The sequence below is a fragment of the Inquilinus limosus MP06 genome, assembly GCF_000767795.1.
Lineage (GTDB): Bacteria > Pseudomonadota > Alphaproteobacteria > DSM-16000 > Inquilinaceae > Inquilinus > Inquilinus limosus_E.
In genome coordinates this window covers 1-6,470 of sequence record NZ_JANX01000356.1, presented here as the reverse complement: position 1 = coordinate 6,470, position 6,470 = coordinate 1, and the positions used below count along the sequence as shown (strand labels likewise).

Genomic DNA, 6,470 nt, shown 5'->3' with positions numbered 1-6,470 from the left:
GTCGTTGCCGCGCGGCGTGCCGGTGAGGTGCCGGCCGACCTGGCCGCCCAGCACCTCGCCGCGCGCGTCCCGGTCGATCACATCGGTCGCCCCGGCGCGGATCGCCCGCAGCACCGAGCGGGCATCGGCCTCGTCGCCCAGGACGACGACCGGCACCCCGGGATCGGTCGCGATCACCGACCGCATCGCATCCGCCAGCGCGGTGCCGAAGCCCGAGATCGGGTCGGCGTCGAGCAGGATCAGGTCGAGCTCGGTCTTGCCGCACAGCTCGACCAGCGAGGCCGTGTCCGGGGCCGAGCGGATCACCGCGGCGACGCCGTCCAGGGCCGCGATCAAGGCGGCGGCGATGTTGGTGTCGGAGGTGGCGACGCTGATCCTGTGCATGGCCGCCTACCGCATCAGCCCGTAGGGCGCGAGATGATCCTGCACCTGATCGACATTCAGGATCATGTCGCCGACGGTCGGATTGAACTTGCGCGTGTCGACGCCCGGCAGCGGCGGGATCTGGTTCGGGGCCAGGGGCGTGACCAGCCGCGGCGTGGCCACGATGATCAGCTCCTGCCGCTCCTGCTGGTTGTTGGTGCTCTTGAACAGGGCGCCGATGATCGGAATGTCGCCGAGCCAGGGGAACTTGCTCTCGTTGATCTGGCTGTTGCTGTACATCAGCCCGGCCAGCACGAAGCTCTGGCCGTTGCCCAGCTCCACCGTGGTCGAGGTCGAGCGGCGGCGGAAGGCCGGCACCTGGAAGCCCTGGAACTCCAGGGCATTGGCGTAGTCGAGCTCGCTGACCTCGGGCGCCACCTTCAGCACGATGCGCTTGTCCGACAGCACCACCGGGGCGATGTCCAGCTTCACGCCGTACTGATGGTATTCGATGGTCACGGTGCCGATCGACGCGCCGCCCTGCGGCACCGGGATCGGCACCTCGCCGCCGGCCAGGAACTCCGCATGGTCGCCGGAGCGGACCAGCAGGGTCGGCTGCGCCAGCAGCTGGGTCAGGCCGGCCTGCGACAAGGCGCTGAGCAGGCCGAGGATGCCGTTGCGCGGATCGGCCAGGAACAGGTTGAACGCGCTGGTCAGCGCCGGCGATGCCGAGATCGACAGGTTGCGGCCGGTGAAGTTGAAGCTCTGATAGGTGTTGGGGCCGATCAGCGCGCCCTGGAAGTCGCTGCCGCCGAGGGCCGAGAAGTTGAAGCCGAGGGCGCGCAGCGTGGTGGCCGACACCGCCGCGAACTGAATATCGACGGCGACCATCTGGTTGCCGGTGACCCGGGTCAGGTCGACGACGTTGTTGCCGCCATAGGCACGGGCGATGCTCGAGGCCCGGGCATGGGCGTCCAGGTCCGGCACCGTGCCGGACAGCACCAGCGTGTCGCCGTCGCGGCTGACCCGCACTCCCTGCAGCCCCGGCTGGCCGCGGATCTGCCGGGCCGGGTCGCCGCGGTCGGGGATGGTGGGCAGGGCGACGGTCGCGCCGCCGACCGTGACGTCGTAGGCGACGCCCTGGTCCGACTGCGCGGTGAAGATGTTGAGCGTGGTCTTGCCGGATTGCAGGCCGGTGATCTGCAGCTGGTCCTCGTTCAGGGCCGTCGCGTCGATGATGCCGCCCTGGCCGACGACGATGCGGGTGATCGGGGCGGGCAGGTTGATCACGCGCTGGGCGCCGACGCCGAGCCGCAGTTCCTCAGCCCCCGCGACCTGGGTGACGAGGACGAGAACCGCGACATACAGCAGGCGGACCACAAACCTCATCGCGGCTCTCCGGACGTCTTCGGGTAGATCAGCTGGGTGCGGTCGCCGACGATCAGCTCGATCGGGCGCTTCTGCGGCGTCGCCGGCGCGGCCGGCGGCGGCGTGGGACCGCGGATGTCGGAGAGCTTAGCGGTGTTGTCCCCGATCAGCTGCAGGTCGTCGGGGCCGCGCAGGGACAGGTAGAAGGCGCCGAGGCTGCGGGCCAGGGCGAATTTGGCGATCTGGTCCGGCGTCATGGCCAGGCTGATGGTCCGCGACGGATCGTTGCGGCGACCGGATGTGCTGGCGGTCTGCTCGGCAGCGGCCTGGGCCAGTGTCGGATCGCCGAGGGTGGCGCCGACGGTCAGCACCAGGACGTCCTGCAGCACCGTGCGCGCTTCGCTGATGTCGGTTTCCGGCCGCTCCGCCATGCCTTGCTTGGCAAAGACGGTGTCGGGCAGCACCAGCTGGATATCGACCTTGTCGCCCGGCCGGATGAACTGGCTGACCGCGATCTCGTCATTGGTCAGGATGCTGATCGCGCGATAGCCGGCGGGCACCAGTGCAGCCAGGCCCGCCTTGGCCGGATCGGCGGATATGGTGGAATCGAGCAGCAGCTGCTGCGGCAGGATGTCGGCGGTCGCCACCTTGCCCACGACATCGCCGATCGCCGTCCGCCCTCCCTGCGGCATCGTTCCGGCGATCATCGTGGTGGACACGTCCTCCCGCGCGATCACCTGCCCGCGAGCGATGAACCGGGCCGCCGTCATGATGCCGAACATCTTGGTGTTCGCCGGCGCTGGTTGCGCCACCGTCGCCGGGGCAGGAGCCGTGACTGCCGGTGCATAGCTTCGGTATACGCCGTAGGCGATCAGCGACACCGCCCCCAGCCCCCCGAGGACCAGATAAGCTCGTGTCAGCGCGTTCGTGTTCATCGATGAGGGGCTTCAATAGGCATATCAAAACCACAAGGGCCGCCGGGCGGGACCGGGCGGCATTTTCGAACCCTACCCGCCTAACGTCTCTGGACTCTAGAATATTCGTTCATTTCGCGCATTCCTTAAAAGATTAGCTAAACTAACATTAATACCCGACTATGTAGCACAGATCCATGGAAGGCACAAGCTTTATTGTAACCATCCCGGATCAGAGATGATTCTTACTAGAAATCGGCAAGCAGAAAAACCAGCATACCATATTATGCAAAGGCTGGATCCGAGATCTGCCGGAGTGTATTCCTAGAAGCCCGACCGAGAGTTGCAGACTATATCGAAATATATGGAATATTTATTTATGTCCATTTTTTTATCGATCCGGGCATCGAGAAAAATTCGAGCTGCATCATGGCCGCCACGACCATGGGTTGTAGATACAGGACCGGCGAGGCTGATGGCGAGTCCTTAGGATACTCCTGCACCCTTCCGACCGGCAGGCGCGCCGACCGGCCGCCCCGCTTGGTTCGACCGATTGCCGGTTGCCAAACGGCCCCGCGCCACTAATCTGAAAACGATTGCAATGGACGCCAGAATCCGTTCGTCGAGACCACAGGAGGAACCATGTCCGGGAAACACCTGACCGCTCTCGCCGCTCTCGCCCTCGCCCTGGCAGCCTCGCCGGCGGTGTTCGGCGCCGAGATCACCTTCGCCTGCGGCTCCACCGGCATCCAGTCCCGGCTCTGCGACGAGGCCGCCAAGGCCTGGTCTGCCAAGACCGGCAACATGGTGAAGGTCGTCGCCGCGCCGCAATCCACCTCGGAGCAGTTGGCCCTGTACCAGCAGTTCCTGACCGGCAAGTCGAGCGACATCGACGTGTTCCAGGTCGATGTGATCTGGCCCGGCATCCTGGGCAGCCATTTCATCGACCTGAAGCAGCAGGTCGACCAAGCCACCATCGACCAGTATTTCCCCAGCATCGTCGAGGGGCTGACCCGCGACGGCCAGCTGCTGGCCCTGCCCTGGTACACCGATGCCGGGCTGCTGTATTACCGCCAGGACCTGCTGGACAAGTACAAGCTCAAGGTGCCTGCAACCTGGGCCGAGCTGACCGAGGCCGCCAGGACCATCCAGGAGGGCGAGCGCAAGGCCGGCAACGACCGCTTCTTCGGCTTCGTCTTCCAGGGCCGGGCCTATGAGGGGCTGACCTGCGACGCGCTGGAATGGATCGCCAGCTTCGGCGGCGGCTCGATCGTCGGGCCGGACGGCAAGATCACGGTCGATAACCCGCAGGCGGCCAAGGCGCTGGACACTGCCGCCTCCTGGATCGGCACGATCTCGCCCGACGGCGTGCTGAACTACATGGAGGAGGACGCCCGAGGCGTGTTCCAGTCCGGCAATGCCGCCTTCATGCGCAACTGGCCCTACGCCGCCAGCCTGGCGGAGGCCGGCGACAGCCCGGTCAAGGGCAAGGTCGGCTATGCCCCGCTGCCGAAGGGCGACGGCGAGGGCGGGCGCAACGCCGCGACGCTCGGCGGCTGGCAGATCGCCGTCTCGAAATATTCCAAGAGCCCCAAGGAGGCGACAGCCTTCGCCGTCTACCTGACCTCCCGGGACGAGCAGAAGCGCCGCGCCCTCGAAGGCGGCTACCAGCCGACCATCCCGGCCCTGTACGAGGACGCGGAGATCCTGGAGAAGCGCCCCTTCTTCAAGGTGACGCGGCAGGTGCTGGACAGCGCCGTGGCCCGCCCGTCGGCGGTGACCGGGGAGCGCTACAGCGAGGTCTCGTCCCTGTTCTGGAACGCGGTCCACAGCACCCTGTCGAAGCAGGGCGACGCCACGACCAACCTGGCGCAGCTGCAGAAGGACCTGAACCGGCTGAGCCGCGGCGGCCGCTGGTAGGCATCACACGCAACCCGAGCGACGAAGGGAGACGAAAGTGTCGGTCAAGGTGATCCAGGTCGGCCTGGGCGGCTGGGGCATGAACTGGGCCCACACCATCCTGCCGCAGGTCAAGGCGGTCGATGTCGTCGGCTTCGTCGATGCCAACCCCCAGGTGCTGAAGCAGGCCCAGGAGACTCTGGGCCTGGCCGAGGAGAAGTGCTTCCCCAGCCTCGACGCCGCCCTTGCCGGCGTCGAGGCCGAAGGCGTCCTGGCCGTGCTGCCGACCGCCGGGCACAAGAGTGTCAGCGAGGCCGCGCTGAAGGCCGGCAAGCATGTGCTGGTCGAGAAGCCCTTCACCTCGACGCTGGAGGAGGCGCGGGAGCTGATCGCCCTGGGCAAGAAGGCCAACCGGGTGCTGATGGTCAGCCAGAACTACCGCTACCAGGCGGCGGTGAAGCTGGTGGCCGACCTGGTGCGCGACGGCACCTATGGCCGGCCGCTGTCGGCGCTGATCGACTTCCGCCAGAACTGGAAGGTCACCGGTCACCGGTATCATGACATCCCCGGCCCGCTGCTGCTGGACATGGCGATCCACCATTTCGACCTGATGCGCATGATCTTCGGCGAGAATGTGCAGCGGGTGGCCTGCCGCAGCTGGAACACACCGGACAGCCCGTTCAAGGACCACGCGGCGGCGCACGCCCTGCTGGCGCTCGAAAGCGGGCTGATGGTGTCCTACAGCGGCTCCTGGGTGTCGCGCGGCACACCGACCACCTGGACCGGCGAATGGGCGATCGAATGCGAGGAGGGCGAACTCGTCTGGTGGGCGCGCGGCCGGGAGGGCGCCGTCGCCGACAAGGCGATGCTGCGCCGGCCCGACGGCACCACCAAGGACCTGCCGCTGGAGCCGATGGCGCTGATCGACCGCGCCGGCACGCTGAACGCCTTCGCCGATGCCGTCCGGGGCAAGCCGCCGCGCTACTTCACCTCCGGCGAGGACAACATCCATTCCCTCGCCACCAGCTTCGCCTGCATGCGGTCGGGCGCCCAGGACGGGACATGGGTGTCGCTGTCCGAAACCCTGCCCTGACCGACCGGCCGCCCAACCCTGGAGACATCCGACATGGCCCTCCCCCGCCTGCTGGTCTGGAACGAGTACCGGCACGAGCTGCAGAACCCCGAGGTCTCGGCCCTCTATCCCGACGGCATCCATGAGGCGATCGCCGACCCGCTGCGCCAGCGCGGCTTCCCGGTCGCCACCGCGACGCTGGACCAGCCCGAGCACGGGCTGACCGACGAGGCGCTGAACCGCACCGACGTGCTGCTGTGGTGGGGCCACAAGGCGCATGAGAAGGTCTCGGACGCCGTGGTCGAGCGGGTGCGCCGCCACGTCATGGGCGGGCTGGGCCTGATCGTGCTGCATTCCGGCCACTACTCGAAGATCTTCCGCCGCCTGATGGGCACCAGCTGCAGCGTCAACTGGCGGGTGCACGGCAAGGACGGCGAGACCGAGCGGATCTGGGTGACCGCCCCGGCGCATCCGATCGCCGCCGGGCTCGACCGCTACATCGAGATCCCGCAGGAGGAGATGTATGGCGAGTTCTTCGACGTGCCGGAGCCGGACGAGTTGGTCTTCGTCAGCTGGTTCAAGGGCGGCGAGGTGTTCCGCAGCGGCCTGACCTATCGCCGCGGCTACGGCCGGATCTTCTACTTCCGGCCGGGGCACGAGACCTTCCCGAGCTACCACAACGCCCAGGTGCAGACGGTCATCGCTAACGCCGCGGCCTGGGCCGCCCAGCCCGGCGTTCGCCGCACCCCGCCGGACAATGCGCGGCGCGATCCGATCGAGGCGATGGGCTGAGGTTTCTCACTCCCAAAGCAGACGGGCCGGCTGGTTCCCCAGCCGGCCCGTTTCACTTTGTC

General features: G+C 67.3%; 6 protein-coding genes. 3 read left to right on the top strand and 3 right to left on the bottom strand.

The genetic code is table 11. The features are described from left to right. The 3 genes from P409_RS22745 to cpaB form a co-directional block, all read right to left on the bottom strand. A partial coding sequence (locus P409_RS22745; protein ID WP_034844064.1) for a response regulator occupies positions 1–384 on the bottom strand: 384 nt, incomplete at its 3' end. A 6-nt stretch (positions 385–390) separates the two neighbouring features. Further along, positions 391–1,752: a type II and III secretion system protein family protein gene (locus P409_RS22740; RefSeq protein ID WP_052121216.1), complete on the bottom strand. Its 1,362-nt coding sequence runs from the start codon at positions 1,750–1,752 to the stop codon at positions 391–393. Further along, positions 1,749–2,666 (bottom strand): Flp pilus assembly protein CpaB, encoded by a 918-nt coding sequence (gene cpaB / locus P409_RS36385; protein WP_081991723.1) that lies wholly within the window; start codon positions 2,664–2,666, stop codon positions 1,749–1,751. The genes P409_RS22740 and cpaB overlap by 4 nt, the downstream gene beginning before the upstream one ends. Positions 2,667–3,287: 621 nt before the next feature. On the opposite strand from cpaB, the gene P409_RS22730 reads away from it, so the two are divergent. Genes P409_RS22730 through P409_RS22720 form a run of 3 tightly spaced genes read left to right on the top strand, consistent with a single transcriptional unit; the run spans position 3,288 to position 6,408 of the window. Continuing rightward, positions 3,288–4,565, top strand: coding sequence for an ABC transporter substrate-binding protein (locus P409_RS22730; RefSeq protein ID WP_034844061.1), 1,278 nt, complete (start codon positions 3,288–3,290; stop codon positions 4,563–4,565). Between the two features lie 37 nt (positions 4,566–4,602). Beyond that, a complete protein-coding gene (locus tag P409_RS22725) occupies positions 4,603–5,637 on the top strand; it encodes a Gfo/Idh/MocA family protein (protein ID WP_052121213.1) in 1,035 nt (344 codons plus the stop codon). A 33-nt stretch (positions 5,638–5,670) separates the two neighbouring features. Next, positions 5,671–6,408, top strand: coding sequence for a ThuA domain-containing protein (locus P409_RS22720; RefSeq protein ID WP_034844059.1), 738 nt, complete (start codon positions 5,671–5,673; stop codon positions 6,406–6,408). Positions 6,409–6,470 lie beyond the last annotated feature (62 nt).

Bases quoted from the DNA above. Each gene is read 5' to 3' on its own strand.
- P409_RS22740 (WP_052121216.1), bottom strand. From the start codon at position 1,752: ATGAGGTTTGTGGTCCGCCTGCTGTATGTCGCGGTTCTCGTCCTCGTC.
- cpaB (WP_081991723.1), bottom strand. From the start codon at position 2,666: ATGAACACGAACGCGCTGACACGAGCTTATCTGGTCCTCGGGGGGCTG.
- P409_RS22730 (WP_034844061.1), top strand. From the start codon at position 3,288: ATGTCCGGGAAACACCTGACCGCTCTCGCCGCTCTCGCCCTCGCCCTG.
- P409_RS22720 (WP_034844059.1), top strand. From the start codon at position 5,671: ATGGCCCTCCCCCGCCTGCTGGTCTGGAACGAGTACCGGCACGAGCTG.